Origin of the sequence: Jiangella endophytica (assembly GCF_003427025.1) — a bacterium.
In the GTDB taxonomy this organism is placed as follows: Bacteria; Actinomycetota; Actinomycetes; order Jiangellales; family Jiangellaceae; genus Jiangella; species Jiangella endophytica.
In genome coordinates, this window is the sequence record NZ_QVAI01000006.1 from 307312 (window position 1) to 333172 (window position 25861).

Here is a 25861-nt window from a genome sequence, read left to right on the forward strand (position 1 = left end):
CCTCTGGCCGCAGAACCACCAGAATGTGCCCGTGATCGACGCCTGGACCTGGCCCGCCTACGTCGCCGTGCTGTTCGGGACCGTCACGTTCGTGATGTTCTTCGCGCCCATCGTCGTGATCGAGTCGCGCACGTACGGCCGGCTCAGCCCGCTGCGGCTGGCCGGCGCCGCGCTGTTCGCGATCTACGGCATGGCGTTGGTCGCGTACACGTTGCTGCCGTGGCCCGATGCGGACTGGTGCGCCGCCCAGGAGTCGCCGCCGGCGCAGTGGCGGCCGTTCCACTCGGTCGACGACATCGTCGGCGACACCGCCGGCCTGTCGCTCATGGCCCGGCTGGAGAGCGCGGCCGTCCTGCAGGTCGTCTTCAACGTCGTGCTGTTCGTGCCGTGGGGGCTGTACCTGCGCCGGTTCTTCGGCCGCGGCCTCGGCCTGACGGTGCTCAGCGGGGCCGCGGTGTCGGTGCTGATCGAGGTCACTCAGGGCACCGGCGTGTTCGGCCTGGCCGGCTGCGTCTATCGGGTGGCCGACGTCGACGACGTGCTGACCAACACGACCGGCGCGGCGATCGGCGCGCTGCTGGCGCCGGTGCTGCTGCGCTGGATGCCCGGCCGGGAGCTGCGCCGGACCCGCCGGGAGCCGCGCCCGGTGACGCGCACGCGGCGGCTGCTCGGCATGGTCGTCGACCTCGCCGCCTACACCGCGGTCGCGGCCGTCGTGGCGACCGCGTACCGGGCCTACGTCTTCTACGGCCGCGGGGACGAGCTGCCCACCGACTCCGACTGGGGCAACCACGCGGTGCCGTCGATGGTGGCGTTCGTGCTGGTGGTGCTGGTCCCGGCGATGTCCGGGCGGGGAGCGTCACCGGGTCAGCGCGCGCTCTGGCTGACGCCGCGCTGGCCCGGCGGCGCCGCCCGACGCTCGCGGGCGCTCGTCCGGTCGCTGTGCGGGCTCGGCCTCTACGGGGTGCTCGACGTGATCAGCGCGCTGCCGCCGCTCGGCGACGGTGTGACCGACGCCGCGGAGTCGCTGACGAACGTCGTCATCCTGGTGGCCGGGCTGGCCGTGCTGTTCGGCGGGCCGCGCGGGCTGTCGTTCCGGCTGGCCGGCGCCGCGGTGGCCGACGCCCGGGAGGAGGTCGCCGTCGCTCGCTGATCAGCGACGGCGACCGGCGGGGTGCCGCTGCCCGAGCCCGAGCACCAGCCGGCGCGGCAGCCGCGGCAGCATGGCGGCGGCCACCTTGTACACGGGCCCCGGAACGGACACGACCTTCTGGCGGCGCAGGTCCTTCAGCGCGGCGGCGACCACCGCGTCGGCGTCGAGCCACATCCACGACGGCAACGCGGACATGTTGATCTCGGCGCGGTCATGGAACTCGGTGCGAACGAACCCCGGCGCCAGCGCCATCACCTGGACGCCGGTTCCGCGCAGCTGTGGCGCGAGACCCTCACTGAACGCCGTCACCCAGGCCTTCGCCGCGCTGTACGTGCTGCGCGGCACCCAGCCGGCCACCGAGCTGACGTTGACCACGGCGCCGCGGCCGCGCTCGACCATGCCGGGCAGCGCGGCGTGCGTCAGCCGCAACACGGCCCGGACCAGCACGTCCAGCAGGTACTCCTCGTCGGCGACGTCGTTGGTGAGGAACCGGCCGCGCAGCGTGAAGCCGGCATTGTTGACCAGCAGGTCGACCGGGCGCACCTCGTCGCGCAGCCGCTTCTCGACCAGCTCGGGGTCGGTCGCGAGGTCGGCCGGCAGCACCTCGGCGCCCACGCCGTAGGCGCCGCGCAGTTCGGTGGCGACGGTCTGCAGCCGGGCCTCGTCGCGGGACACGAGGACGACGTCGTGGCCGCGCGCCGCGAGCGCCCGGACGAAGGCCAGGCCGATGCCCGCGGTGGGTCCGGTGACGAGTGCCGTAGCCATGGGCCGAACCCTACGCCGCCGACCACGATGCGAGACCGGCGGCCGAATCGCCTTACATCGTGACGATCATGGTCACACTTCGCTCATTGCGGTCGATAAGGTCATGATTCGTGAGCGATCTCCCCCACCCCGCCGTAGCCGACGCCGCCCGCTACTTCGACACGTGGATCGCCTTCCGGCAGCAGTACGACCACGTTCCCGGCATCCAGGCCGCCGTCCTCCACGAGGACAAGCTGCTGCTGTCCAGCGCGCACGGACTCGCCGACGTCGAGGACGGCGTCGCGCTGACCCCGCAGCACCTGTTCCGGATCGCGTCGCACTCGAAGACGTTCACGGCCACCGCGGTGCTCCAGCTGGCCGAGCGCGAGCAGCTGCGCCTGGACGACCAGGCGGTGCACTGGCTGCCGTTCCTGCGCGGCACGCCGCTGGCCGTGGTGACGGTGCGCGAGCTGCTCGGGCACGGCGGCGGCGTGGTCCGCGACAGCCGCGACGGCGACTTCTGGCAACTGGCGCACGCGTTCCCCGACGAGGACCGGCTGCGCGCCATCCTGCTCGCCGACGGCGCCGACGTGCTGCCGGCGAACGAGCGGTTCAAGTACTCCAACATCGGCTACTCGATGCTCGGCATGATCGTCGCGACCGCGTCCGGGCAGCCGTACCACGCGTTCGTGCACGAGAACATCGTCGAGGCGCTGTCGCTGGAGAACACCGGCCCCGAGTACGACCCGGTCCGGGCCGGCGACTACGCCACCGGCTACACCGCACTCTCCTACGCCGACCGGCGCATCCCGATCGACCACGTCGACACCGCCGCGATGGCCGCCGCCACCGGGTTCTTCAGCACCGCCGAGGACCTCGTCCACTACGTGGCGGCGCATTTCCACGGCGACACCCGGCTCGTGTCGGACGCGTCCAAGCGGCGCATGCAGCGGGCGGAGTGGAAGGTCCAGGGGCGCGGCGACGCGGAGTACGGCCTCGGCTTCGGCCGGGCGATGATCGGCGACCGGCTGGTGTTCGGCCACGGCGGCGGCTACCCCGGCCACATCACCCGGACGTCGTTCGACCCGGCCGGGCGGCTGGCGGTCTCGGTGCTCACCAACACCATCGACGGGCCCGCGCAGATGCTCGCCGACGGGCTGATCCGGCTGGTGAACCTCGCCCAGACCACGGGTCCGCAGCTGGCGCCGTCACCGGCCGACCTGTCCCGGTTCACCGGGCGCTTCGCCAGCATGTGGCGGGTGTTCGACGTGGTCGACCTGGCCGGACGGCTCTTCCTGCTCGATCCGACCGAGCGCGACCCCACGGAGGAACCCATGCGGCTCGCCGTCGTCGACGACCACACGCTGCGGATCACCGGCGGCACCGGCTACGCGCCCGTGGGCGAGACGATCCGCTTCCACTTCGGCGTCGACGGCGTCGACTCCGTGCAGGCGTTCGCGATGACCGCGCACCCGATCGACCGGGTGGCCCGGGCGGTGCGCACGCGCGACCGCGTCTCCCCGGGCACACCGCTGGTCACGAATGGTGCCGGCGACGTTCCCGCGAGATGAGCTCGCAGACGGCCCACAGGAGGGGCAGGGCAAGGACGACGAGGGTCGAGGTCATCTCTCTCACCTGGTTCAGAACCGCGGGCGCGGTTCGGTACGGGTCACGCTGTGGCTCCACTGGCCGGCCCATGCCGCCGCGGGGCAGGGCCAGCTCTCTCCGCACTCGCGGCACGACGAGGAGCGGTGCGGCACCCAGCGCCGACCCGGAACGTGGTCGCGTAGCAGCCGGGAGGCGTAGGCGTCGAGCTCATCGGCGCTCCAGTCGACGAGGCCGTACCCGTGCGCTCGGGCCGTGAAGCGGGCCATCTCTCCTCCGTCGTGCCGCGCCTGTCGAAGGTCCGTGCTCCGGGCTCGGCCACACCCCGTTCCAAGCGGGCGCGAACCTGTGCCTGGCATCGCTTCGCCACGGCTCGGATCAGCCGAAACGCTGCGCCGTAGCCCTTGGCGAAGTATCGTGCATGAACTGAGCCACCCGCGGGAACAATTTCGGTGTCACGCCCCCCACTTGTGACGCTGCCCGCGACTTTGTGACATCGCCTGGAGATGCCGTGACAGACCATGATCCGGATTCCGCGGCCGCCTTTTTCGGTGGTGAGCTGGCGCGGGCGCGTCACCGTGCTGGCCTGACCCAAGAACAGTTGGCAGAAAAGCTCAACTACTCCCGCGGGGCCGTCGCTAATGTGGAAACCGCGCAGCGGCCTCCGCAGCGAGAGTTCGCGGAACGTTGCGATGAGATCCTGGGAACCGACGGCCTCCTCGTCCGCGCTTGGAAGATGGTGAGCCGCGAGTCGGTGCCCGCGAAGTATCGAGGGTTCATCGAGGAGGAAGAACGGGCAAAGTCGATCCACACGTACGAGCAGACCTTTCCGCCCGGACTCCTGCAGACACAGGCGTATGCACGCGAGCTCCTGGCGGGCGTCAGGATGGCCTATGACAACCATGTCGACACACAGGTCGAAGCCCGGATCCGGCGGCAGGAGATCCTGCGCCGCGACGATCCGCCGAGGCTGCGAGCGGTGATCGACGAGGCCGCGCTCCGTCGGATGATCGGCGGGCCGGACGTCATGAGAGATCAACTTCAACACCTGCTCAAAATGGGCGAGATGCGGCATATCACCATTCAGGTGATGCCATTCGGCGCGGGAGCACATGCCGCACTGAACGGACAAATGACGATCTTCGACCGCCTGAACGGGCAGCCGGTGTTGTACTACGAGGGCCCCACAGGGGGTCACCTCATGACGGACAGCGGAGTCGTGGGCGACGCCGTGGACCGGATGGATGTGCTCCGGGCCCAGGCGTTGTCACCAGATGAATCGGCGGATCTGATCCGCCAAGTCATGGAGGAATTATGAGCGAGGTGTCGGAGCTGGCCGGCGCCGTGTGGCGCAAGTCCAGCTACAGCAACGGCGACGGTGGACAGTGCGTCGAGGTCACGCCGCTGTCGGACGGTGGCATGGCTGTGCGCGACAGCAAGAATCCCAACGGTGGAATTCTCAAGTTCACCGCTGGCGAGTGGTCGGCATTCGTGATGGGCGCGAAGGCCGGCGAGTTCGGCTGAGAACCGAAGGACTCCGACCGCCCCTGCAGCCGACCGGCTGCGGGGGCGGTCTTACGATGCGGGGATGACCGCCGGACCCGCACCCGCCCGCGGGACGACCGGCCGGCTCCGGGTCACGGCCGTCGCGCCGCTCACCCCGGCGATGCTGCGACTGACGGTCGAGGTCGAGGAGCCGCACCTGCCGCTGGACCCGTCCTGCCCCAACCAGGTGCTGCGCTTGTCGGTGCCGGACGGCTCCGGCACCGACGCGCTCAGCGGTGCGCGTCCGGCCAGTCGCACGTACACGATCCGCCGCGCCGACCCCGGGACCGGGCTGATCGACCTCGACGTCGTCATGCACGGCGATGGCCTGTTCGTCCGCTGGGCCCGGTCCGCGGTGCCCGGCGACACCCTGGACTTCACCGGCCCGCGGCCGCATGCCGTGCCGTCGTTCACCGCCGACGCGGTGATCATGGCGACCGACGAGACCGGCCTGCCGGCGCTCGCCGCCGTCGCCGACGCCGCACCTGCCGGCCTGCCGATCCACGCCGTGGTCGAGGTGGCCGGCGCGGCCGAGGAGCAGCCGCTGCCGTCGTCCGCCGACCTGCGCGTCACCTGGCTGCACCGCGACGGCGCGGCGGCCGGGACGACCGGAGCGCTGGAGCGCACGGTCCGGTCACTCCCCTGGCCGGCCGGCGCCGTCGACGTGTGGGTCGCGGGCGAGGCGGGCGAGGTGCGGGCGATCCGCCGGTACGCCTCCATCGAGCGCGGCGTCGAGCGCGAGCGGCTGCACGCCTTCGGCTACTGGCGCCTGGGCCGGGCCGGCTCCCCCTCCTGACTCGGAATGATCACGTTGAGTAGGGGTGCTCCCGCTTCCAAGGGCATGCATTCCTGGTGAAGCGGGAGAACGCCTGGTTCAGCAGGCGTCCGTTCGCTTCACCAGGTGTCCGTTCGCTTCACCAGGTGTCCGTTCGCTTCACCAGGTGTCCGTTCGCTCCACTAGGCATGCATGCCCGGTAGAGCGGGAGCACCCCCACTTAACGTGATCATTCCAAGGGGGGTAGGTCGCCGGGAGGAGATCAGGCGCGGCGGACGCTGAGCTTGTCGGCACCCTCGTCGAGGTCGACGACGACGGTGTCGCCGTCGCGGACCTGGCCGGCGAGGATCTCCTTCGCGAGCTGGTCGCCGATGGCGGTCTGCACCAGCCGGCGCAGCGGCCGGGCGCCGTAGACCGGGTCGTACCCGGTCAGGGCCAGCCACTCCTTCGCGCTGTCGGTGACCCGCAGCGCCAGGCGGCGATCGGCCAGCCGCTGCGCCAGCTTCGTGACCTGCAGGTCGACGATGCGGGCGAGCTCGTCGGTGCCGAGCGCCTCGAACATGACGATGTCGTCGATGCGGTTGAGGAACTCGGGCTTGAACGACGCCCGCACGACCTCCATGACGGCGTCGCGCTTGGCCTTCTCGTCCAGCGCCGGGTCGGCGAGGAACACCGAGCCGAGGTTCGACGTCAGGATCAGGATGACGTTGCGGAAGTCGACCGTGCGGCCCTGGCCGTCGGTCATCCGGCCGTCGTCGAGCACCTGCAGCAGGATGTCGAACACCTCGGGGTGCGCCTTCTCGACCTCGTCGAGCAGCACGACGGAGTACGGACGGCGGCGGACCGCCTCGGTCAGCTGGCCGCCCTCCTCGTAGCCGACGTAGCCGGGCGGGGCGCCGACCAGCCGGGCGACGCTGTGCTTCTCGCTGTACTCGCTCATGTCGATGCGGACCATGGCCCGCTCGTCGTCGAAGAGGAACTCCGCGAGCGCCTTGGCCAGCTCGGTCTTGCCGACACCGGTCGGGCCGAGGAAGACGAACGAGCCGGTGGGGCGGTCGGGGTCGGAGATGCCGGCGCGGGACCGGCGGACGGCGTCGGAGACCGCGGTCACGGCCGTCCGCTGCCCGATGACCCGGCTGCCCAGCTCGTCCTCCATGCGCAGCAGCTTCTCGGTCTCACCCTCGAGCAGCCGGCCGGCCGGGATGCCGGTCCAGGCCGCCACGACGTCGGCGACGTCGTCGGGGCCGACCTCCTCCTTGACCATGGTGGTGGCGGCGGCCTGGGCATCGGCGACCTCGCTGGCAGCAGCCAGTTCCTTCTCCAGCTCAGGAATGCGGCCGTACAGCAGCTCGCTGGCGCCGGCGAGGTCGCCCTCACGCTGCGAACGCTCGGCCTGGCCGCGCAGGTCGTCGATCTGCTCCTTCAGCGCGCCGACGCGGTTCAGCCCGGCCTTCTCCTGCTCCCAGCGGGCCTCGAGCGCACGCAGCTCCTCCTCGCGGTCGGCGAGCTCGGCCTGCAGCGACGCGAGCCGCTCGCGCGACGCGGCGTCGTGCTCCTTCTCGAGGGCCAGCTCCTCCATCTTGAGACGGTCGACCTGGCGGCGCAGCGTGTCGATCTCGACCGGCGAGGAGTCGATCTCCATACGCAGCCGGGACGCGGCCTCGTCGACGAGGTCGATGGCCTTGTCGGGCAGCTGGCGGCCGGTGATGTAGCGGTGCGAGAGCGTGGCGGCGGCGACCAGCGCGGCGTCGGCGATCTGCACCTTGTGGTGCGCCTCGTAGCGCTCGCGCAGCCCGCGCAGGATCGCGATGGTGTCCTCGACGCTGGGCTCGCCCACATAGACCTGCTGGAACCGGCGCTCGAGCGCGGCGTCCTTCTCGATGCGCTCGCGGTACTCGTCGAGCGTGGTGGCTCCGACCATGCGCAGCTCGCCGCGGGCCAGCATCGGCTTGAGCATGTTGCCGGCGTCCATGGCGGAGTCGCCGGTGGCGCCGGCGCCCACGACGGTGTGCAGCTCGTCGATGAACGTGACGACCTCGCCGTCGCTGGCCTTGATCTCGTCGAGGACGGCCTTCAGCCGCTCCTCGAACTCGCCGCGGTACTTCGCACCGGCCAGCATGGCGCCCATGTCGAGCGCGACGAGCCGCTTGCCGCGCAGCGACTCGGGCACGTCGCCGTCGACGATGCGCTGGGCCAGGCCCTCGACGACGGCGGTCTTGCCGACGCCGGGCTCGCCGATGAGGACGGGGTTGTTCTTGGTGCGCCGCGACAGCACCTGGACGACGCGGCGGATCTCGGAGTCGCGCCCGATGACGGGGTCGATCTTGCCCTCGCGGGCCCGCTCGGTGAGGTCGACGCCGTACTTGTTCAGCGCGTCGTAGCTGCCCTCGGGGTCGGGGCTGGTGACCCGAGCGGTGCCACGCACCTCGGTGAACGCGGCGCGCACCTTCTCGGCCGTCACCCCGTGCTTGGCCAGCAGGTCGCGCACGGGCGACTGCACGTGCGCCAGGCCCACGACCAGGTGCTCGGTGGAGACGTACTGGTCGTCCATCTCACGGGCGACCTCGCCGGCGTGCGACAGCACGGCGTACGTGGTGCGGGCGAGGTTGGGCGACGCGACGGTCGAGCCGGCCGCCTTCGGCAGCCCGTCGAACGCGGTGTCGACGTCGCGGCGGACGGCCGCGAGGTCGGCGCCGGCGGCCTCGAGCAGCGGCCCGGTCAGCCCACCGGACTGGATGAGCAGCGCACGCAGCACGTGCACCGGCTCGACGGCCGGATTCCCTGCGGTCGCGGCGCTGCGCACGGCGACGGACAGCGCCTCCTGAGCCTTGGTGGTGAGCTGGTCGGACATCGATCTCCCCGGTGTTCAGTGTGTTCAGTCTCTTGTCGGAGACAACCGCGACAGAGTTGAGCCTATTCCACTCAACTCTGCGAGACCAGTCGGAGGTCTGGAACGATGTCGGCGATGTCTCGTCGCCTTGCGGCCGCCCTGGCCGCCGCTCTCACCGTCGCCGCCCTGGCCGGCTGCTCCGTGCTGGGCGACCGCTCGGTGCCCCGCTCGGATCTCGAGGGCGCGGTGAAGCAGCTGATGGAGGAGCAGTCCGGCCAGGCGGTCGACTCCGTCACCTGCGACGGCGACCTCGCCGGCGAGGTCGACGCGTCGGTGCGCTGCACGGCGACGGTCGCGGGCGAGGAGGTCGGCCTCACCGTCACGGCCACCGACGTCGACGGCGACGACGTCCGGTACGAGGTGCGGAGCGACACCGCGAGCCCGGCACCAACGCCAACACCGACGCCGACCGCCGACTAGCGGTCGCCGGGCGCGGACGGGCTCGCTGATCACCCGGGCGGAGCGAGCGCCGCCCAGCCGGTGACGTTGGCACGCACGGCCGTCTCGAAGACGCCGGCCGGGTCGCCGGCCGCGGGCGGCAGCATCTCACCCAGCTCGAGCGACACCAGACCGTGCACGTTGGCCCACAGCGCGGTGGCGATGGACTCCGGCGGCGGCGAGGCCGGGAACGCCCCGGCCCGGACCGCGCGGCGCACGGCCTCGAGCAGCGGCTCGAACGTCCGGGCACCGGCCCGGGCCACCTCCGGGTCGACCTGGGACGGCGGCCGCACCTCGTCGCCGAACATGATCTGGTAGCCGTTCGGGTCGGCCAGCGCGGCTTCGCGATAGGCCAGGCCCAGCCGGACGACATCCTCGACCGGATCGTCGCTCACCCCGGCCGCGGCCAGTTGGTCGGCCAGCCGCGCGAACGCTCGCTGGTAGATCGCCGTGACCAATCCTGACTTGCCCCCGAAGAGCGAGTACACCGCCGCCGTGGACGTCCGCGCCTGGGCCGCGAGGGTCCGCAGGCTCAGCGAGCGGACGCCGGTCGAGGTGACGGTCGCGGCGGCGCTGCGCAGCAGCCGGTCGCGCAGCGCCTCGTCGTGCAGTCGTGGCCTACCCACTTGACGAGCATAACCTAACGTTGTTACATAACAGTGTTAGAAAACTGCCTCGGAAGGTCACCATGCTCGAGCTCAGCTCCGAAGCCAGCGTCCTGGCGGGCATCCTGCTGCTCGCCGCCATCACCGTGGAGTCCGGCGGCTTCTTCCTGACCCAGATCGCCCGCGGCGGCGTGCCGGCCACGCCGTTCCAGCAGTCCTTCGCCCGCGCCGGCCACGGCCACGCGGGCATGTTCATCACGCTCGGCCTCATCGCCATCGTGCTGACCGACGCCACCACTCTCGACGGAGCGGCCGCCTGGGTCGCACGCGGCGGAATTCCGGCGGCCGCCATCCTCATGCCGGCCGGCTTCTTCTTCTCGTCCATGGGCAAGGGCCGCACGGAGCCCAACCGGCTCATCGCGCTGGTGTGGCTCGGCGCGCTGTCGCTGACAGCGGGCCTGGCGACCCTGGGGATCGGCCTGCTGACCGCCTGACGCCGGCCCGACCGGCCACGAAATGGCGCGCCCGGAGATTTCGAATCATCCGGGTGTGCCATTCTCGGCTGCATTCGTGACGCAATTCTCGACGGCCACACTAATGAGCCGGAAAATGCCGCCTTCACCTTTCATTTACCGGACTGTCACGCGCCAGCATATTGACCCGAGTGGGCTCGGATGATTGGCTTGAACCAGCACTATCCAGCGCTCATTCGGCGCATCATGCTGATTCCCGTTCCCCGGCGGAGGCCACATGCGGAAGAATGGTCGGCGAGCACTCGTCATCGGCGCCGGCATCGGTGGCGCCGCCGCGGGCATCGCACTTCGGCGAGCTGGTTTCGAGACCGTCGTCTTCGAACGCGCGCCGTCGCTCGGAGCCGCTCAGGTCGGCGGCTGCTACGTGCTCTGGTACGCCGGCGTGCTGTCCCTGGGCCAGTTGGGTCTGGGTGACGCCGCGGCGAAGATCGGACACCCGGTCGAGCGGTTCGAGATGTGCGACGCCCGCGGCCGCGTGCTCAACGGCCTGGACGTCGGAAAGCGCGGCCAGGCCCTCGGTGCGATGCCGATCGCGGTGCGGCGCACCGAGCTCATCGCCGCACTCCACGACGAGCTCGGTGCCGGCAGTCTGCGGCTGGGCTCCACGCTGACCCGCGTGGAGCAGGACGGCCGCGGCGTCACGGCGGTCTTCGCCGACGGCAGCACCGAGCGAGGTGATCTGATGGTCGGCGCCGACGGCCTGAAATCCGTGGTCCGCTCCGGGTTGCACCCGAAGGCGGCGCCCCGGCACCCCGGCTACGCCCACTGGTTCGGCATCGCCGACGGCGACGGCGGCGCCCCCGACGGGGTCTTCCGGATCCTGCACGGCAAGGGTGCCCGGTTCGCGTTCTTCCACCTCGGCGGCGGCAAGGTCTGCTGGTGGTTCGTCCGCAACGCCGCCCAGGGCCAGGATGGCGACGTCCTCGGCGACCCAGCCGCCATCACACGATTCGTGAACGGTTGGCACCCCACCGCGGCGGCGCTGGTCGAGGCCACCCCGGCCGGCGGAATCCGCCGACGCGACACCTACGACCAAGCACCTCGCCGGCGCTGGGGCGCCGACCGGGTCACCATGCTCGGCGATGCCGCGCACGCCATGACGTTCAACCTCGGCCAGGGTGCCGGCGCTTCGCTGACGGACGCGGTGGTGCTGGGCCGGCAACTGGGCGCTGGCGGCGGCCTGCTGGCGTCGCTGCGCGGCTACGAGCGGATCCGCCGCGCGCGGACCCTGCTGCTGGTCTGGGCGTCGCGTCAGGTGGGCGACTCCGCGGCGTGGGACAGCCGGATCGGCGCCGCGGCGAACGCCACCATCCTGCGGACCGTCGGCGCGCTGGTGACGCCGTCGCTACTGGAGCTCGACACCCGCCGGCATCCCGCGCTGGCGGCGTCCTGACGTTCTCACCCGGCCACCGATCGAAAAGAGGAAAACCATGAGCCCTGAACAGAACAAGGCCATCGTCACGCATTACCTGGAGCAGGCCTGGGGAAAGGGAAATTGGGCGGTGGCCGAAGAGGTGGTCGCCGAGGACGTCGTTTTCCACGATCAGGTCCGCGAAGGCGACCTGCCGCCCGGCCGGGAGGGAATGCGCGAAGCCATGCGGCGCATCAGCACCGGGCTCCCGGATTTCACCATGGACGTTCACGAGATGATCGCCGAAGGTGATGTCGTCGTCATCCGCTGGAGTTCCACCGGCACTCACAATGGCTTCTTCAACGGCTTTCCGGCCACCGGCCGCTCGGTCACGCTGGAGTCCATCAGCATCGTGCGGATGAAGGACGGGCGCATCGTCGAGGGCTGGCAGGAGTCCGACCAGCTCGGCGCCGCCCGCCAGCTGGGCATGCTGCCCAAGGGCAGCATGCCCAAGCCACTTGCCAGACTGGTGGTCGCGGGCATCCGGCTCAAGGACCGGCTCACCCGCCGCGGCCGCTCCGCCTGAGCGCCGCGCCGGCGGCGCCACCCGCCGGAGGTGGCGCCGTCAGGCCGCCGTCGCCGCCCAGGTGACCAGCACGAAGCTGAGCAGATACATCCAGGAGCGGAACCCCTGGAACCACTCCCAGCGCGACCGGGTGTGCTGCCAGGACTCGGGCGGCGCGTCCGGATCCCACCGCAGCGTGGCGAGGTTGATCGGCACGTTGACCAGCACCGTCGACACGATGCCGAGACCCCAGGCGACCGCAGCCGCCACCCGCAGCCACAGCGGCCCGCCCTCGGTGCCGCCGCGTGCGGCGTTGGTGATGGCGAGCACCAGGCTGGCCGTCATCAACGGCGGCATGACGATGCCGAACGTGCGCAGCAGACCCTGCTCCACCCGGACATGGTGCTCCGGTGGCAGCCGGCGGATCACCGGATGGACGAACGCGTACGAGCCGAACTCCGCGGCGGCGGTGAAGCCGACCACCACGATCACGACGAACCCCAGGACGTCCATGATCACTCCTTCCGGCGGAAGGGTATGCCGTGGACGAACGCCCGCACCTCGGCGGCCACCCGTTCGGCGTCCTCGACGTGCAGTCCGTGGCCCAAGCCGTCCAGCCGCACGTGACCGGCCTCGGGCAGCAGTTTCAGCGCGTCGGCCACGTCGTCGTCACCCATGAGTGCGCCGCGGCCCGGGTCGCCCTGCAGCAGCAGGGTCGGGCACTCGACCCGTGCCAGCAGCTCCTGCGGGTCGTAGCCGGCCAGCATCCGGCCGGCCCAGTAGGCGGCGAGCACCTCCTGGTCGAGTTGATCCAGCGACGGCGCCAGCGAGCGCAACGCGATCGGCCGCTCCGCCAGGTAGGCGACGACGAGTCGCGGGTCGAGCCGCTCCGGGAAGATCGCGGAGTCGGCGACGACCAGCGCCCGCACCAGCGACGGGTACGCCGCGGCCAGCACCAGGCCGACCCAGCCGCCCAGCGAGTGGCCGTAGACGACCACCGGCCCCGACGCCGTCGCGCGCAGGAACCGGGCGGTGTCGGTGGCGAAGTCGGCAACACCGTAGAACGGCGTCCGGCCGGAGCGGCCGTGCCCGCGAAAGTCCGGGGCCAGCTGGTCGACGTCGTCGTGCAGCCGGAGCATCAGCGGCGCGAAGACCTGCCACCGAGCCCCGAGGCCGTGCAGGTACACGACCGTGGGCCCGGCGCCGGGCAACCGTCCGTAGCCCAGCGCCGGGACGCCGTCGTCGAGCAGGTGCTCGGCCGGGCGCACCCGGGCCATCAGGTGGCCGGGGCGAGCACGATCGACACGTGCGTCCCGCCCAGCGACGAGCTGTTCACCAGCACCGGGCCGACGTGCTCGTCACGCGCCCAGGCCTCGACGGCCAGCGCGAGGTTCAGCGCACCGCCGGCGCCGAGCGGCTCACCGAGCAGGGTCTTGGGCGCCAGCACGGCCGGGCCACCGCCGAACAGCCGCGCCAGTGCCGCCCGCTCGGCGTCGTCGGCGCCGCGCAGCCCGGTCATCGACGACCAGACCGCGACGACGTCGGACGGCGCGAGCCCGGCGCCGTCCAGGGCCAGCCGCATCGCCCGTTCCAGGCCGCGGCCCCCGGGGCTCCAGCGGCCGACCCCGAGGCCGTCGCCGGCGATTCCGTACCCCAGCACCTCCGCGACCGGAGCCGCGCCCCGCGCCAGCGCGGCCGAGCGCCGCTCGAGCAGGACCGCGATCCCCGCCTCGGCGAGGGCGTAACCGCCGGACGGAAGGCCGCGATAGGCGTCGACGACCGCGTCGGTGAGCGTGTCGGCGGCGATCGCCAGCATCGCGTCGGCGCGGTTCAGCGCGGCCAGGTCGGCGGCGTAGGTGATCGCGGCCGCGCCGGCGGCATGCCCGGTGGTGACGGTCGACGTGGGGCCGAGCGCCCCGACGTGCATGCAGACCTGGCCGGTGGCGGCGTTGTAGACGGTGTTGGGGAAGACGGCCGGGCTGGCCGCCCGCGGGCCCTCGTCGAACAGCGGCCGCGAGAACGCCTCCATCGCCTCCATCGGGCCGACGCCGGTGCCCAGCACCGTGCCGACCGCGGCGGCGTTGTCGTCGTCGAGCTCCAGGGCGCCGTTCTCCAACGCCAGCCGGGACGAGATCACCGCGAACATGCCGATCCGGTCCATCCGCCGGCGCTGCTTGGGCGTCAACCGGGCGGTGACGTCGACGTCGGCGCGCGCCACCCGGATGCCGTTCTCGTCGGCGCCCAGGTCGCGACCGGCGGCGAAGGCGTCCCACAGCGAGCCGGTGCCGACGCCGGCCGCGGACAGCGCGCCGATCCCGGTCACCACCACCCGGTCGCGCGCCGGTGACGGCGGCACCGCGGCCCGGCCGCGGGTGAGCACGAGCGAGGCGTTCGCGCCGCCGAAGGCGAAGTTGTTCGACAGCGCCACCAAGGTGTCCAGCGGGCGCGACACGTTCGGCACGTAGTCCAGGTCGCACTCGGGGTCGGGCTCGGTGAAGTTCGCGGTGGGCGGCGCGGTCTGCTCCTGCAGCGCCCCGACGGTGACGATCGCCTCGACCGCACCGGCGGCGCCCAGCAGGTGCCCGATCATCGACTTGGTGCTGCTGACGGCGACCGATCCGGCGGCCTCTCCCAGGCCGAGCTTGGTGGCCCGGGTCTCGGCCGGGTCGTTCTTCGCGGTCCCGGTGCCGTGGCTGTTGACGTAGCCCACCTCGTGCGCGTCCACCCCCGCCGTGCGCAGCGCCGCCTGGATGGCCCGCGACGCGCCGCGGCCGTCCGGGTGCGGCGCGGTGGCGTGGTAGCCGTCGGCGGACAGCCCGTAGCCGGCTACCTCCGCCAGCACGGGCAGCTCCAGGGACCTTGCGACCGCGTCGCTCACCAGCACGAGCATCCCGCTGCCCTCGCCCAGCGACAGGCCCCGCCGATCCTTGGAGTACGGCGCGGCCGGCTCCGGCGACAGCGACTCGAGCGAGTTGAAGCCGGCCACGAGCACATCGGAGAGCGCGTCGGTGCCACCGGTGAGCACCGCGTCGGCCTGGCCCCACCGGATGAGCTCCGCCGCGTAGCCGATGGCGTTGGCCCCGGCCGCGCAGGCGGTGTTGACCGACAGCGCCGGACCCTTCATCCGGTACACGCCGGCCAGCGCCTCCGCGATGGCCTGAGGCGGGACGAACATCGGCAGCCGCGGGTCGGGCGCGCCGCCGCGCAGCTGCTCCAGGTACCAGTGCCGGCCGCTGAGCAGTCCGGCGTTGCAGCTGCCGACGACGATGCCCCACCGCTCGGCCGGAACCGAACCCGTGGCCGTTCCGACACCGACGCCCGCGGCCGCCATCGCCTCCTCGGCCGCGGCCAGCGCGAACTCCAGGGCGCGGTCACGGTAGCCGGACGGGTAGCCCGCCCGGTGCCGTGGCCGCCGTTCGTCCCGGATCTCCCCGGCCAGAGTGGTGCGGTAGCCGTCCATGGGCAGGTGCCGGACCGGCACGATGGCCACGCGGCCCTTCTGCGCGCCCTGCCACAGGTCGGTCGCCGTCGGGCCCTGGGACGTGATGGCGCCGAGGCTCACGACGGCGACACGGGCCGGCCGGCGCGGCGATGCGTTGGTCACGATGGTCTCCTCGTCCGTGGGGGTCGCGGGTGGTCGTTCGTGGTCTCTCGGGATCGCCGGTGGGGCGTCACCGCGGCGCACGCAGCGCGATCGCGACGTTCTGCCCTTCCATGCCTCGGCACAGCGCCAGCGCGTGCCCGACCGGTATCCGGCGCGCCTCCCGCGGCACCCAGTCGATGCCGGCGCAGGCGGGGTCGACGTCAGTCAGGTTCAATGTCGGCGGCACGGTGGCGTGGTGGCTGGCCAGCGCCGCGACGGCGACGTTGAGCGCACCGGCACCGGCGACCAGGTTCCCGACGGCCGGTTTGACGGTGCTGGCGGCCACCGTCGCCGCGGCGGCGCCGAGAGCGTCGCGCAACGCGGCCGCCTCACCCGCGTCGCCGTCGGGTGTGGCCGTCCCGTCGGTGGCGACGTAGTCGACGTCGGCCGGGTCGGCACCCGCCTCGTCCAGCGCGGCCCGGATGGCGTGCGCCAGCCCGCGGCCGGACCGGCTCGGCTCTCCCAGCACGCCGGAGTCGAACCCGGCGCCGAAGCCGCACACCTCCGCGTACACCGTCGCGCCGCGACGGCGGGCCGCCTCCAGGTCTTCGAGGACGACGAACGCCGCGCCTTCACCCATGACGGTGCCGTCGTGGGCGCGGTCGTACGGGCGGCAGGCCGCGGCGCCGAGGTCGTTGCTCGGGGTCAGCAGTCCGAGCGGGTCGAGCTTCGTCATCGACCACCAGGACGTGGGGTCGTCGAACCCGCCGGCGACGGCGACCGTCGCCTCGCCCCGGCGCACCGCGCGGAACGCGCGGCCGACGGCGGTGCCGCCGACGTCACCGGTCCCGGCGAAGTACGTGTTGGCACCGCGCAGGTGGTGCGCCTGGGAGATGTAGAAGAGCGCGGCGGCCTGCAGGCCTTCGACGTAGAACAGCGGATAGAACTGGGCGGCGCCCTCGGTGCCCATGCGCCGCACGTCCGCGGTGCCGTCCTCGTTGCGGGCCAGCAGGACCGCGTCGAGCACCTTCGACGGTTCGGAGATCTCCTTGTTGCCGCCGATGAACAGGCCCAGCCGGTCCGGATCCAGCGAGGTGCCGGCCACCGGGTCCAGGCCGGCGTCGCGGACCGCGAGCGCCGCTCCGGCGACCGCCAGCTGGTCGTTGCGGGTCATGTTGCGCAGCGCCCGCCGCTGGGCGACGTATGGGGCGGGGTCGAAGCCGGCGATCTCCGCGCCGAGCCGGGCGTCCAGCGTCGACGCGTCGAAGCCGCGCAGCTGGTCGACGGCGCTCTTGCCGGCCACGACGGCCTGCCAGGTCTCGTCGGTCCCGACACCGAGCGCGGTCACCAGGCCGATGCCGGTGACGGCTACCCGGCGCACGGCGCACCTCCCGCCACGCGGTCCAGCAGCAGCCGGCGCACCGTCGTGACCCGCCGCTCCTCGACGGCCGCGACCGCCGAGCACGTCGCCGTGCCGTCGTCGTGCGTGATCAGCTCCACGGTCAGCCGAAGCAGGTCGCCCGGACGGACGAAGTGCCGGTAGCGCACGCCGCTCGCGCCGCCCAGCCGCCAGCTCGACCGGGTGGTGTCGCGCATCAGCAGCTCGGCCAGCGTCCCGAGGGTGCCGAGGATCAGCACGCCGGGCAGCACCGGGAACCGGGGAAAGTGACTGTCGAAGAGGTCGAGCGTGCCGGGCACGGCGCGGATCGCCTCGGCCCGCCGCCCGGACTCGACGTCGACGACGCGGTCGAGGCTCATCAAGGACGTCATGACGTGGTCAGCTCCTGCACGATCAGGCACGCGTTGGTCCCGCCGAAGGCGAAGGCGTTCACCATCGCCGTGCGGGTGTCCACCGCCGCGGAGGTGTTGGGGACGTAGTCGAGGTCGAGCTTCGGGTCCGGCTCGTCGAGGTTGATGGTGGGCGGCGCGACCTTCTCCCGCAGCACGCCGAGGGCGCCGACGAGACCGACGCCGGCCGCCGCCGCGGTCAGGTGGCCGACCATCGACTTGGCCGAGCTGATGGCCACCTTCGAGGCGTGGCCGCCGAAGACGTCCTTGATCGCCCGCGTCTCGCAGATGTCATTGCCCGGCGTGGACGTGCCGTGCGCGGCGATGTAGCCGACCTCGTCCGGCGCGACCCCGGCGTCCTCGAGCGCCTGCGCCATCGCCAGCGTGACGCCGCCTCCGTCCGGCGGCGGGTCGGTCATCCGGTAGGCGTTCATGGTGGCGGCGTAGCCCGTGATCTCGGCGTGCACCGTGGCACCGCGGGCCAGCGCCGAGTCCAGATCCTCCAGCACCACCATCACGGCGCCTTCGCCGAGGACGAAGCCGGACCGGTCCGCGCTGAACGGCCGCGACGCGCGTTCGGGCTCGGCGGCGTGATCGGTCGTGAGGGCGCCGAGCAGTGAGAAGCCGAGGACGTCGAGCCAGGTGATGAGCGAGTCGTAGCCACCCGCGACCATCATCGACGCGTCGCCCTCCTGGATGCGCCGGTACGCCTCGCCGATGGCGTGGCCGGATGCCGTGCACGCGGTGGAGACGCCGACCACGGGACCCTCGCAGCCGGCCAGCTGGGCGATGGCGGCGGCCGGGACGTTCTGGTCGCGCTCCCAGACGTGATCCGGCGGGTGGCGGTACAGCGGCAGCGCGCCTTTGATCCGGTGGAAGATCTCGGCCAGCTCCGCGAGGGCCGGTCGCCCGGCCGTCGCCCCGACGCTGACCCCGCGCAGGTGCGCCGGGTACGTCGTGTCGTCGATCCCCGCGTCGGCCAGTGCCTCCGCGGCCGCCGCGACGCCGAAGGCGCCCGGCCGGGACAGGTGCCGGCGCAGCCGTTCGTCCGGGATGCGGGCCTCGGCGTCGAAGTCCTTGACCATGCCGGCGATCCGCACCGCGAACGTCGAGGCGTCGAACGTGGTGATCGGGCCGACTCCACTCCGGCCGGCCACCAGCGACGCCCACGTCGTCGGCGCGTCGTTGCCCACCGGCGTGACCGCGCCGACGCCGGTGATGACGACCCGGCGGTCCAGCGTCCTCATGCGCCGGTCAGCTGACGCAGCATGCGCTCGCTGTCCTCGGGTGCTTCCAGGTCGTCGGCGTCGATCAGCGCGCACATGATGTCCGTCGCCTCGACCACCGGCTTCCCGGCGACTCGCGCCGTCCCGGAGAGCACCGCCGTCTCGTCGTTCATCGACTCCACGACGCCGTCGACGATGACGACGTCACCGGGCCGGGCGTCGCCGACGAACCGCACGCCGCCGATCTGGAGCAGCGCCGCCCGCTTGCGGCGTTCGGTCGACAGCATGATCAGCCACGTGCCGGCCTGGCAGATCGCCTCCAGCACCAGAGGGGGCGGCAGCACCGGCCCGTCACCGAGGTCGACGACGGCCGGCGATGCCGCCGACACCACGGTGCGGCCACGGACGCTGCGCCGTGGCTCGTACTCGTCGATGCGGTCGATCAGATGGAAGCGCACCCGGAGTCCCTTCTCTCGGTGGAGCCGGTCTCGATCCGGCTGACGACGACGGCGTGGGCCAGCGCCATGCCCGCGGTGTGGGTGAGCGAGACGTCGACGTCACGGACGCCGCGGTCGCGGGCCCGGGCCGCCACGGCGCCGTCCAACCGCACGACCGGCCGGCCCAGCGGGGTGTTCACGATCTCGACGTCGGTCCAGCGCATCCGGCCGGACAGCCCGGTGCCGAACGCCTTGAGGACCGCCTCCTTGGCGGCGAAGCGGGCCGCGAGGTGCTCCCCGCGGCGCCGCTTGCCGCCGCAGTAGGCCCACTCGGCGGCGGTGAACAGCTCGCCGGCCGCGCTCGGGTTGTCGTCGAGGAGGCGTTCCAGCCGGGCCACGTCGACGATGTCGACGCCGACCCGGACGCGGAACGGCGCGGCCTCGACGGCCGCTTCAGGCGGAGACCGCCGCGGCACGGGCGGCCACCAGGTCGGTCAGGTTCTGGACGGTGAAGTAGCTCATCACGTTCTCCGGCTGCAGCTTGCCGTCCAGGCCCATGCCGGCGATCTGCGGCATGACCTTCTTCAGCTGCGCCATGCCGACCGGGGTGATGACGTCCTTCTCCTCGTCGCCGAACTCCTCGTCGGGGATGCCGCCCTGGACGTGCTCGGACAGGTCGGCGGCCTGGATCTTCACCCCGGTGGAGCGCTCGAGCCGGAACAGGATGTCCAGCAGGTCGATGGACTCCGCGCCGAGTTCGTCCAACAGCGTGGCGTCGGGCGTGACCTCGTCCTCGTCCAGGCCGAGTGCCTCGGCCACCGCCGGCCGGACCGCCAGGTAGAGCTCCTCGTTCGTCATCGTCTCGCTCCTCGTGAGTGGTGGGTGTGCGGGTCGTGGATGGTCAGTCGGGTCGGCCGATGCCGAGCTGGGCGCTGCCTCCGCCGTCGACGGTGAGGGCGGAGCCGGTCATGTAGCGGGAGTCCGGGCCGGCCAGGAACGCGACCGTGGCGGCGACGTCCTCCAGCCGGGCGAAGTCGCGCATGGGCAACTGCTTCTTGATGCCCTTGCCGCCCTTCTCGACCAGGCCGGACACCAGGTCGGTGGGGGCGAAGCCGGGCAGCACGGCGTTGACCCGGATGCCGAAGCGGGCCAGCTCGACCGCGGCGGTCCGGGTGAAGGCGTTGATCGCGCCCTTCGACGCGGCGTAGTTGGACTGGCCGACCCAGCCACGCTCGCCCATCACGGACGAGACGTTGACGACGACGCCCTCGCGCTGGGACATGAAGTGGTTCAGCGCGGCCTTCGTGCAGTTGAAGACGCCACCGAAGTTGGTCTCCATCACCGAGCGCCAGTCGTCGGGCTCCATGTTGAAGATCAACACGTCCTTGGCGATGCCGGCGTTGTTGACCAGGATGTGCATCCCGCCGAGCTCGGCGACCGTCTGCTCCACCATCGCGGCCGCGTGGTCGGGGTCGGAGACGTCGCCGGCGACGGCGATGGCCTTGCCACCCGCGGCGACGATCTCGGCCACCACCTCCTCGGCCTGGTCACGCCCGGCGCGATAGTTGACGGCGACGTAGGCGCCCTGGGCCGCGAGCGTCAGGCAGACGGCGCGGCCGATGCCCCGCGACCCGCCGGTCACCAGCGCCACCTTGGTGGAAAGCTTCATCGGTCATCCCCTCGCAGCTGGTTCAGGAAGGACGGGCCACCCAGGTCGGGTACGGCGCCGGGGCGGCCGAGGTCGCCGGCCACGAGCGCGGCGGTGGCCCGGCCGGAGGTCAGCACCCGCAGCGACGATGTGCCCTCCTCCGACCACTGACCGGAGAGGAACAGCCCGTCCACGGGCGTGCGGTGCGCCAGCCGCTTGCTGGCCGTCTGGGCCGGGATGTTCTCCCAGCCGTAGATGGCACCGCCGGTGCTGTTCGTGTAGCGGTGCAGGGTGTCCGGGGTGGCGATCTCGACGATCTCGAACGCGTCCCGCAGGCCGGGCACGAGACCGTCGGCCGTGCGCAGCATCTCCTCGGCGGTGGCGTCGCGGACCGCCCGCCAGGACCCGTCGGCCCGGGCCGGCACCAGGCCGGTGACCACGCTCAGGTGCTCGCCGGTCGCCGCCAGCGACGGGTCGAGCAGCGTCGGGACGCTCACCCAGATACCGCCCGGCCGGCCGGCCCGCAGGTCGCTCCAGGTGCGGCCGTGGTCCCAGCTGGGGAACACGAAGTTCTCGTGCACCAGGCCGAGCTCGGCCGGGTCGGCGCGCAGGATGCCGTAGAGCGCGACCGCCGACGGCGACAGGTGGTAGCGGCCGATCCGCCGCCGCAGCACGCCCCCGGCGTGCTCCCAGCCCAGCAGTTCGCCGAACGTGTGCTGAGGGTCGGCGTTGGAGACGACCGCCCGGGCGGTGAGGATGGTGTCGCCGGCGACCTCGACGCCGACGGCCCGCCCGTCGCGCACCAGGATCTTCGTCGCGGCGCCGCCGAGCAGCACGTCGCCGCCGTTCTCCACCACCGCCGCGGCCAGCGCGTCCACCAGGGTCTGGAAGCTGCCGACGGCGTAGTAGCAGCCCTCGTGCAGCGACTCGAGCATCTGGTTGAACAACAGGAACGACATCCGGGCCGGTGGCGAGCCGACGTAGGGCCAGATGCTGGCGACGGCCGCCGCCGTCCGCGTATCGCGCAGGTACTCCGCGAGCACCTCCTCCACCGACGACATCCGGTGCCGGAAGACCAGCGGCGCCGTCTCCATCGCCGCCGCCAGGCCGTCCGGCCCCAGCTTCTGCGGCAGCGCCGCCAGTTGGGCGAAGATGTCCTGCCGCATCCGGAACAGCCGGGCCAGGCCGTCGGCGTCGGCCGGGAACAGCTCCTGGTGGGTGGCGAGGAAGGCGTCGCGGCCGCGCTTCGCGTCGACCGTCAGGCCGGGGAAGAACGAGCGGTAGGTGTGGTCGGAGGCGACGAACCGGACCCGGTCGGCCACCCCGAGGTGCGCCAGCATCTTGGGCGTGAACCCGCGCGGCCCGGCGTCCAGGGTGAAGTGGATGGCCGGGTCGAACAGGTACGGCCCGCGCCGGAACACCTGGGCGTAGCCGCCGGGGTGTTCGTTGCGCTCGACCACGGCGACGTGCAGCCCGGCCCGGGCCAGCAGGGCGGCCGCGGACAGCCCGCCCAGCCCGCTGCCGATGACGACGACGTCGTACTCGGTCATGCCGGTGCCTCCGCGGTCCAGTCGCAGGCGATCCCGGCGTAGATCCACTTGGTGGCCTCGACGCCGATGAGCAGCACCTTCTGGCCCGGCTTGACCATGCCGGTCCGCCACGCGTGGTCGAGGAAGAGCGGCACCGCCGCGCAGCCGCAGGCGCCGGTCCGGTCGAGGTTGTCGAAGATGCGGCCCTGCAGGGCCAGCCACTCGGGGGTCAGCAGTCCGGCCTCGTTCAGTGAGTCCAGCATCCAGCCGACGTTGCCCTCCGGGATGAGGCACCAGTCGGTCTCCTCGGCGGTCAGCTCCGCCGTGGCCAGGCTGTCGGCCAGCGCCTTGGTCACCATCACCGGTGTGAAGTCGCCGGCGCCGACCACGTCGACGCGCAGGTCGACCAGGCGCTTCGAGCGTTGCTGGGTCAGGATCGGCGCGTGCGTACCGCCGCCGATGGCGTGGATGCCCGGCTTGCGGGTGCCGCCGATGGCCCGGGTGGTGCCTGGTCGCAGCCCGTCGCCGTCGCCGGCGCGCACGACGATGGCGCCCGCGCCGTCGCCGAACATGTAGAGCGGCACGCGGTCGCGCATCCGGATCCGGCCCGGGTCGGTCTCGAGGAACACCGGCGCCAACGCCGGCGAGATCGCCTCCGAACCGATCACGAGGGCGGTCGTGATGCGGCCCTGCTCGATCCACGTCCGGGCGATGTCGAGGCCCTGCACGGCGCCGGACCCGGCCGAGCGGAGTTCCATCGTCGCGCACTCCTCCAGGCCCAGTCGTTCCTGGACGAGGTTGGCGACCGGTGGCAGCGGGTAGTCCGGCGTGCCCGTCGCGACGATGATCAGCTCGATCTCGTCCGGCTCGACCCCGGCGCTCTCCAGGGCCGCGCGGGCCGCCTTGGTCGCCATCCCGGAGTTGCTGTCCAGGTGCTCGCCGGTGGCGGGGTCGATCATCCAGAACCGCTGCTGGATCGACACGCCCTCGAGGATGTCGTCAGGCAGCGGTCCGACCAGGCGCTCGATCATCGCGTTGTCGATCGGCTCGCCCGGCTGGAAGCCACCGGTGCCGGCAATCTGCGCTGTGGGCATGGGTCTTCTCCCTTGTCGTCGTCAGTGGGCGGTGGCGGGCCGCAGCGCTTGGATCGTGCGGTCGACACGGCGGCCGTCGGCCGTCGCGTGGACCGCCAGGTCCGGGTAGGTGGTGCGGCACAGACCGGACAGCACCCGGCCGGGGCCGACCTCGACGAACGTGTCGACGCCGTGGTCGACGACCGTGGTGAGGCTGGGCCGCCAGCGCACCGAGCCGGCCAGCTGGGCGCGCAGCGCCGCCCGGGCCTCCTCGCCGCTGGTGACCGGCCGCGCGGTGGTGTTGGCGACAACCGGGAGCTTCGGGTCGGCGAACGTGACGGCGGCCAGGTCGACGGCGAACTCGGTCTCGACCGGCTCCATCAACGAGCAGTGGAAGGGTGCGCCGACGTCGAGCGGTACCAGTCGCGGCGCCGGCTCCAGGCCCCCGGCGTGGTCGTGGAAGGCGGCGATCCCGGCGACCGTGCCGGAGACGACGGTCTGGGTGTCGTCGTTGTAGTTGGCCACCTCGACGACCTCGCCGCTGGCTTCCTGGGCGATCGCGCAGATCTTCTCGACCTGCTCCGGCGCCGGCCCGATGACGGCGAGCATGGTCCCGGCCGTCGTCGCCTGGACCGCGGCCATCAGCAGGCCGCGGCGGCGCACCAGCCCGAGCGCCTCGACCCAGTCCAGGACCCCGGCCGCCACCAGCGCGGTGTACTCGCCGAGGCTGTGCCCGGCGACGACGCTCGGCCTCAGCCCGTGCGCCTCGAGCACCCGCAGCGTAGCGAGGCTGACCACGTAGACGGCCGGCTGTGTGATCTCGGTGCGCCGCAGCTCCTCCTCCGGGCCCTCCCAGCACAGCCGCGACAGCTCGATGCCGAGCGCGTCGTCGGCGGTGCGGAACAGCGGCCCGACGATCTCGGGGTACCGCTCGGCGAGGTGCCGGCCCATCCCGATCCGCTGCGAGCCCTGGCCGGGGAAGAGGAATGCGGTCGTCATGGCAGCTCCTCGGGGGTGTGCCGGGTCAGGAAGTCGGTGCGCACCTCGCCGGCGCGGAACTCCGGGTGGCCGATCACCCAGCGGTGGAAGCCGATCGTGGTGCGGACTCCGGGCCCGGTCACCTCGAACTCGGCGAGGGCGCGGCCCAGGCGGTCGATGGCCGCGTCCCGGGTCGGTCCCCAGACGATCAGCTTGGCCAGCATCGAGTCGTAGAACGGCGACACCAGATCGCCCGGACCGCAGTGCGTGTCCACCCGGGTCCACGGGCCGGCCGCGGGCCGGAACACCTCGAGCCGGCCCGGCGTGGGCGCGAAGTCCCTGGCCGGGTTCTCCGCGTTGATCCGGCACTCGATGGCGTGCCCGTCCAGTCGCACGTCCTCCTGCTTGACCGACAACGGCTGGCCGGCGGCGATCGAGATCTGCTCGGCGATCAGGTCGACGCCGCTGAGCATCTCCGTCACCGGGTGCTCGACCTGGATGCGGGCGTTCATCTCCATGAACCAGAACCGGTTGTCGTCGTCGAGCAGGAACTCCATGGTGCCGGCGCCCCGGTAACCGACGGATCGGGCTCCGGCCAGCGCGGCGGCGCCCAGCTCCTCGCGCAGCTGCGGCGAGACCCCGGGCGAGGGCGCCTCCTCCACCAGCTTCTGGTGCCGGCGCTGCACCGAGCAGTCGCGCTCGCCCAGGTGGACCGCCTCACCGTGCGCGTCGCAGAGGACTTGGATCTCCACGTGCCGGGCACGCTGCAGATAGCGCTCGATGTAGACGTCGCGGTTGCGGAACACCGCCTGCGCGGTCGCGCGCGTGGTCTGGTAGGCCTGGCGCAGGTCGTCCGGCTGGTGCACGACGGTGATGCCACGCCCGCCGCCGCCGGCCGCGGCCTTGATGACCAGGGGGTAGCCGATCTCAGCGGCGATCTCGCGGGCCTCGTCGAACGTGTGCACCGGATCGACCGTGCCGGGCAGCAGCGGCAGGCCCGCCTCGGTCATCAGGCGCCGCGCCACGGCCTTGTCGCCCATCGACTCCATGACCTCGGGCGGCGGCCCGACGAAGGCGATGTCGTGGTCGGCGCAGATCTCGGCGAAGTAGGGGTCCTCGGAGAGGAACCCGTAGCCGGGATGGATGGCGTCGGCGCCGGTCTTCAGCGCCGCGCCGATGATGTTCGGGATGTTGAGGTAGCTGGCCGCCGCCGCGGCAGGGCCGACCAGCACGGCCTCGTCCGCGAGCCGCACCGGCAGGCTGTCCGCGTCGGCCGCCGAGTGGACGGCGACCGTGCGGACGCCGAGCTCGCGGCAGGCCCGGATGACGCGCAGCGCGATCTCACCGCGGTTGGCGATCAGGAGCTTCTCGAACACGACGCCCTCACCTCCGGCT

General features: G+C 72.3%; 27 protein-coding genes. 9 read left to right on the plus strand and 18 right to left on the minus strand.

Annotated elements, in window-relative coordinates:
• Window positions 1-31 precede the first annotated feature (31 nt).
• On the plus strand, window positions 32-1153 hold the full coding sequence (locus DZA62_RS15395) for a VanZ family protein (protein ID WP_116949758.1): 1122 nt from the start codon (window positions 32-34) through the stop codon (window positions 1151-1153).
• On the opposite strand, the gene DZA62_RS15400 is transcribed toward DZA62_RS15395, so the two are convergent.
• A complete protein-coding gene (locus DZA62_RS15400; RefSeq protein ID WP_116949759.1) occupies window positions 1154-1918 on the minus strand; it encodes an SDR family NAD(P)-dependent oxidoreductase in 765 nt (254 codons plus the stop codon).
• A gap of 110 nt (window positions 1919-2028) precedes the next feature.
• Here DZA62_RS15400 and DZA62_RS15405 point away from each other — a divergent pair, with 110 nt between their 5' ends.
• Window positions 2029-3468 carry a serine hydrolase domain-containing protein gene (locus DZA62_RS15405; RefSeq protein ID WP_116949760.1) on the plus strand — a complete coding sequence of 480 codons (1440 nt, stop codon included), beginning with the start codon at window positions 2029-2031 and terminating at the stop codon, window positions 3466-3468.
• Window positions 3469-3537: 69 nt separating this feature from the next.
• Here DZA62_RS15405 and DZA62_RS35745 read toward each other — a convergent pair whose 3' ends face one another.
• Window positions 3538-3771, minus strand: coding sequence for a hypothetical protein (locus DZA62_RS35745; RefSeq protein WP_157987694.1), 234 nt, complete (start codon window positions 3769-3771; stop codon window positions 3538-3540).
• Between the two features lie 242 nt (window positions 3772-4013).
• Here DZA62_RS35745 and DZA62_RS15410 point away from each other — a divergent pair, with 242 nt between their 5' ends.
• The 3 genes from DZA62_RS15410 to DZA62_RS15420 all read left to right on the plus strand — a co-directional run bounded on the left by DZA62_RS15410 (window position 4014) and on the right by DZA62_RS15420 (window position 5843).
• A complete protein-coding gene (locus DZA62_RS15410) occupies window positions 4014-4820 on the plus strand; it encodes a helix-turn-helix domain-containing protein (RefSeq protein ID WP_157987695.1) in 807 nt (268 codons plus the stop codon).
• Window positions 4817-5026: a DUF397 domain-containing protein gene (locus DZA62_RS15415; RefSeq protein ID WP_116949762.1), complete on the plus strand. Its 210-nt coding sequence runs from the start codon at window positions 4817-4819 to the stop codon at window positions 5024-5026. The genes DZA62_RS15410 and DZA62_RS15415 overlap by 4 nt, the downstream gene beginning before the upstream one ends.
• Before the next feature lie 64 nt (window positions 5027-5090).
• A complete protein-coding gene (locus DZA62_RS15420) occupies window positions 5091-5843 on the plus strand; it encodes a siderophore-interacting protein (protein WP_116949763.1) in 753 nt (250 codons plus the stop codon).
• A 241-nt stretch (window positions 5844-6084) separates the two neighbouring features.
• Here the strand turns inward: DZA62_RS15420 and clpB are convergent, their stop codons facing one another.
• Window positions 6085-8673, minus strand: coding sequence for an ATP-dependent chaperone ClpB (clpB, locus tag DZA62_RS15425; RefSeq protein WP_116949764.1), 2589 nt, complete (start codon window positions 8671-8673; stop codon window positions 6085-6087).
• 114 nt (window positions 8674-8787) lie between these two features.
• Here clpB and DZA62_RS15430 point away from each other — a divergent pair, with 114 nt between their 5' ends.
• Complete coding sequence (locus DZA62_RS15430; protein WP_157987696.1) at window positions 8788-9132, plus strand: DUF4333 domain-containing protein; 345 nt, start codon at window positions 8788-8790, stop codon at window positions 9130-9132.
• Window positions 9133-9161: 29 nt separating this feature from the next.
• Here the strand turns inward: DZA62_RS15430 and DZA62_RS15435 are convergent, their stop codons facing one another.
• Window positions 9162-9776, minus strand: coding sequence for a TetR/AcrR family transcriptional regulator (locus tag DZA62_RS15435; RefSeq protein WP_116949766.1), 615 nt, complete (start codon window positions 9774-9776; stop codon window positions 9162-9164).
• A 62-nt stretch (window positions 9777-9838) separates the two neighbouring features.
• Between DZA62_RS15435 and DZA62_RS15440 the strand changes: the two genes are divergently transcribed.
• The 3 genes from DZA62_RS15440 to DZA62_RS15450 all read left to right on the plus strand — a co-directional run bounded on the left by DZA62_RS15440 (window position 9839) and on the right by DZA62_RS15450 (window position 12225).
• Window positions 9839-10249: a hypothetical protein gene (locus DZA62_RS15440; protein WP_116949767.1), complete on the plus strand. Its 411-nt coding sequence runs from the start codon at window positions 9839-9841 to the stop codon at window positions 10247-10249.
• A gap of 256 nt (window positions 10250-10505) precedes the next feature.
• On the plus strand, window positions 10506-11681 hold the full coding sequence (locus tag DZA62_RS15445; protein ID WP_116949768.1) for an FAD-dependent monooxygenase: 1176 nt from the start codon (window positions 10506-10508) through the stop codon (window positions 11679-11681).
• 37 nt (window positions 11682-11718) lie between these two features.
• Window positions 11719-12225, plus strand: coding sequence for an ester cyclase (locus tag DZA62_RS15450; RefSeq protein ID WP_116949769.1), 507 nt, complete (start codon window positions 11719-11721; stop codon window positions 12223-12225).
• A 39-nt stretch (window positions 12226-12264) separates the two neighbouring features.
• On the opposite strand, the gene DZA62_RS15455 is transcribed toward DZA62_RS15450, so the two are convergent.
• From DZA62_RS15455 to accC, 14 genes are all read right to left on the minus strand, one after another.
• Window positions 12265-12717, minus strand: a complete 453-nt coding sequence (locus tag DZA62_RS15455; protein ID WP_116949770.1) for an anthrone oxygenase family protein — start codon at window positions 12715-12717, stop codon at window positions 12265-12267.
• A gap of 2 nt (window positions 12718-12719) precedes the next feature.
• Window positions 12720-13472, minus strand: coding sequence for an alpha/beta fold hydrolase (locus tag DZA62_RS15460; RefSeq protein ID WP_157987697.1), 753 nt, complete (start codon window positions 13470-13472; stop codon window positions 12720-12722).
• 8 nt (window positions 13473-13480) lie between these two features.
• On the minus strand, window positions 13481-15808 hold the full coding sequence (locus DZA62_RS15465; RefSeq protein ID WP_198663807.1) for a beta-ketoacyl synthase N-terminal-like domain-containing protein: 2328 nt from the start codon (window positions 15806-15808) through the stop codon (window positions 13481-13483).
• Window positions 15809-15875: 67 nt separating this feature from the next.
• Entirely contained in the window at window positions 15876-17168 is a 1293-nt protein-coding gene (locus DZA62_RS15470; RefSeq protein ID WP_116949772.1) for a beta-ketoacyl-[acyl-carrier-protein] synthase family protein, read from the minus strand.
• The gene (locus DZA62_RS15475) at window positions 17156-17557 is read right to left on the minus strand and encodes a 3-hydroxyacyl-ACP dehydratase FabZ family protein (protein ID WP_116949773.1); all 402 of its coding nucleotides are present in this window, start codon (window positions 17555-17557) and stop codon (window positions 17156-17158) included. The genes DZA62_RS15470 and DZA62_RS15475 overlap by 13 nt, the downstream gene beginning before the upstream one ends.
• Window positions 17554-18822, minus strand: a complete 1269-nt coding sequence (locus DZA62_RS15480) for a beta-ketoacyl-[acyl-carrier-protein] synthase family protein (RefSeq protein WP_116949774.1) — start codon at window positions 18820-18822, stop codon at window positions 17554-17556. Before DZA62_RS15480 ends, DZA62_RS15475 begins: the two co-directional genes overlap by 4 nt.
• Entirely contained in the window at window positions 18819-19259 is a 441-nt protein-coding gene (locus tag DZA62_RS15485) for a hotdog family protein (protein WP_116949775.1), read from the minus strand. Before DZA62_RS15485 ends, DZA62_RS15480 begins: the two co-directional genes overlap by 4 nt.
• Window positions 19244-19714 carry a holo-ACP synthase gene (gene acpS / locus DZA62_RS15490; RefSeq protein WP_116949776.1) on the minus strand — a complete coding sequence of 157 codons (471 nt, stop codon included), beginning with the start codon at window positions 19712-19714 and terminating at the stop codon, window positions 19244-19246. The genes DZA62_RS15485 and acpS overlap by 16 nt, the downstream gene beginning before the upstream one ends.
• A complete protein-coding gene (locus DZA62_RS15495) occupies window positions 19692-20096 on the minus strand; it encodes an acyl carrier protein (RefSeq protein WP_116949777.1) in 405 nt (134 codons plus the stop codon). Before DZA62_RS15495 ends, acpS begins: the two co-directional genes overlap by 23 nt.
• Before the next feature lie 43 nt (window positions 20097-20139).
• Window positions 20140-20907, minus strand: a complete 768-nt coding sequence (locus DZA62_RS15500) for a 3-oxoacyl-ACP reductase family protein (protein WP_116949778.1) — start codon at window positions 20905-20907, stop codon at window positions 20140-20142.
• Window positions 20904-22436, minus strand: coding sequence for a phytoene desaturase family protein (locus tag DZA62_RS15505; RefSeq protein WP_116949779.1), 1533 nt, complete (start codon window positions 22434-22436; stop codon window positions 20904-20906). Before DZA62_RS15505 ends, DZA62_RS15500 begins: the two co-directional genes overlap by 4 nt.
• Window positions 22433-23509, minus strand: a complete 1077-nt coding sequence (locus DZA62_RS15510) for a 3-oxoacyl-ACP synthase III family protein (RefSeq protein WP_116949780.1) — start codon at window positions 23507-23509, stop codon at window positions 22433-22435. Before DZA62_RS15510 ends, DZA62_RS15505 begins: the two co-directional genes overlap by 4 nt.
• A 21-nt stretch (window positions 23510-23530) precedes the next feature.
• Window positions 23531-24487 carry an ACP S-malonyltransferase gene (fabD, locus tag DZA62_RS15515; protein WP_116949781.1) on the minus strand — a complete coding sequence of 319 codons (957 nt, stop codon included), beginning with the start codon at window positions 24485-24487 and terminating at the stop codon, window positions 23531-23533.
• Window positions 24484-25842 (minus strand): acetyl-CoA carboxylase biotin carboxylase subunit, encoded by a 1359-nt coding sequence (gene accC / locus DZA62_RS15520; protein ID WP_116949782.1) that lies wholly within the window; start codon window positions 25840-25842, stop codon window positions 24484-24486. Before accC ends, fabD begins: the two co-directional genes overlap by 4 nt.
• Window positions 25843-25861: the final 19 nt, after the last annotated feature.

Excerpts from the sequence above, each read along its gene's own strand:
- fabD (WP_116949781.1), bottom strand. The coding sequence starts at position 24,487 with ATGACGACCGCATTCCTCTTCCCCGGCCAGGGCTCGCAGCGGATCGGG.
- DZA62_RS15420 (WP_116949763.1), top strand. The coding sequence starts at position 5,091 with ATGACCGCCGGACCCGCACCCGCCCGCGGGACGACCGGCCGGCTCCGG.
- DZA62_RS15415 (WP_116949762.1), top strand. The coding sequence starts at position 4,817 with ATGAGCGAGGTGTCGGAGCTGGCCGGCGCCGTGTGGCGCAAGTCCAGC.
- DZA62_RS15505 (WP_116949779.1), bottom strand. The coding sequence starts at position 22,436 with ATGACCGAGTACGACGTCGTCGTCATCGGCAGCGGGCTGGGCGGGCTG.
- DZA62_RS15495 (WP_116949777.1), bottom strand. The coding sequence starts at position 20,096 with ATGACGAACGAGGAGCTCTACCTGGCGGTCCGGCCGGCGGTGGCCGAG.
- clpB (WP_116949764.1), bottom strand. The coding sequence starts at position 8,673 with ATGTCCGACCAGCTCACCACCAAGGCTCAGGAGGCGCTGTCCGTCGCC.
- DZA62_RS15480 (WP_116949774.1), bottom strand. The coding sequence starts at position 18,822 with ATGAGGACGCTGGACCGCCGGGTCGTCATCACCGGCGTCGGCGCGGTC.
- DZA62_RS15400 (WP_116949759.1), bottom strand. The coding sequence starts at position 1,918 with ATGGCTACGGCACTCGTCACCGGACCCACCGCGGGCATCGGCCTGGCC.
- DZA62_RS15450 (WP_116949769.1), top strand. The coding sequence starts at position 11,719 with ATGAGCCCTGAACAGAACAAGGCCATCGTCACGCATTACCTGGAGCAG.
- DZA62_RS15475 (WP_116949773.1), bottom strand. The coding sequence starts at position 17,557 with ATGACGTCCTTGATGAGCCTCGACCGCGTCGTCGACGTCGAGTCCGGG.
- DZA62_RS15510 (WP_116949780.1), bottom strand. The coding sequence starts at position 23,509 with ATGCCCACAGCGCAGATTGCCGGCACCGGTGGCTTCCAGCCGGGCGAG.
- DZA62_RS35745 (WP_157987694.1), bottom strand. The coding sequence starts at position 3,771 with ATGGCCCGCTTCACGGCCCGAGCGCACGGGTACGGCCTCGTCGACTGG.
- DZA62_RS15430 (WP_157987696.1), top strand. The coding sequence starts at position 8,788 with ATGTCTCGTCGCCTTGCGGCCGCCCTGGCCGCCGCTCTCACCGTCGCC.
- DZA62_RS15500 (WP_116949778.1), bottom strand. The coding sequence starts at position 20,907 with ATGAAGCTTTCCACCAAGGTGGCGCTGGTGACCGGCGGGTCGCGGGGC.
- DZA62_RS15455 (WP_116949770.1), bottom strand. The coding sequence starts at position 12,717 with ATGGACGTCCTGGGGTTCGTCGTGATCGTGGTGGTCGGCTTCACCGCC.
- DZA62_RS15440 (WP_116949767.1), top strand. The coding sequence starts at position 9,839 with ATGCTCGAGCTCAGCTCCGAAGCCAGCGTCCTGGCGGGCATCCTGCTG.
- DZA62_RS15445 (WP_116949768.1), top strand. The coding sequence starts at position 10,506 with ATGCGGAAGAATGGTCGGCGAGCACTCGTCATCGGCGCCGGCATCGGT.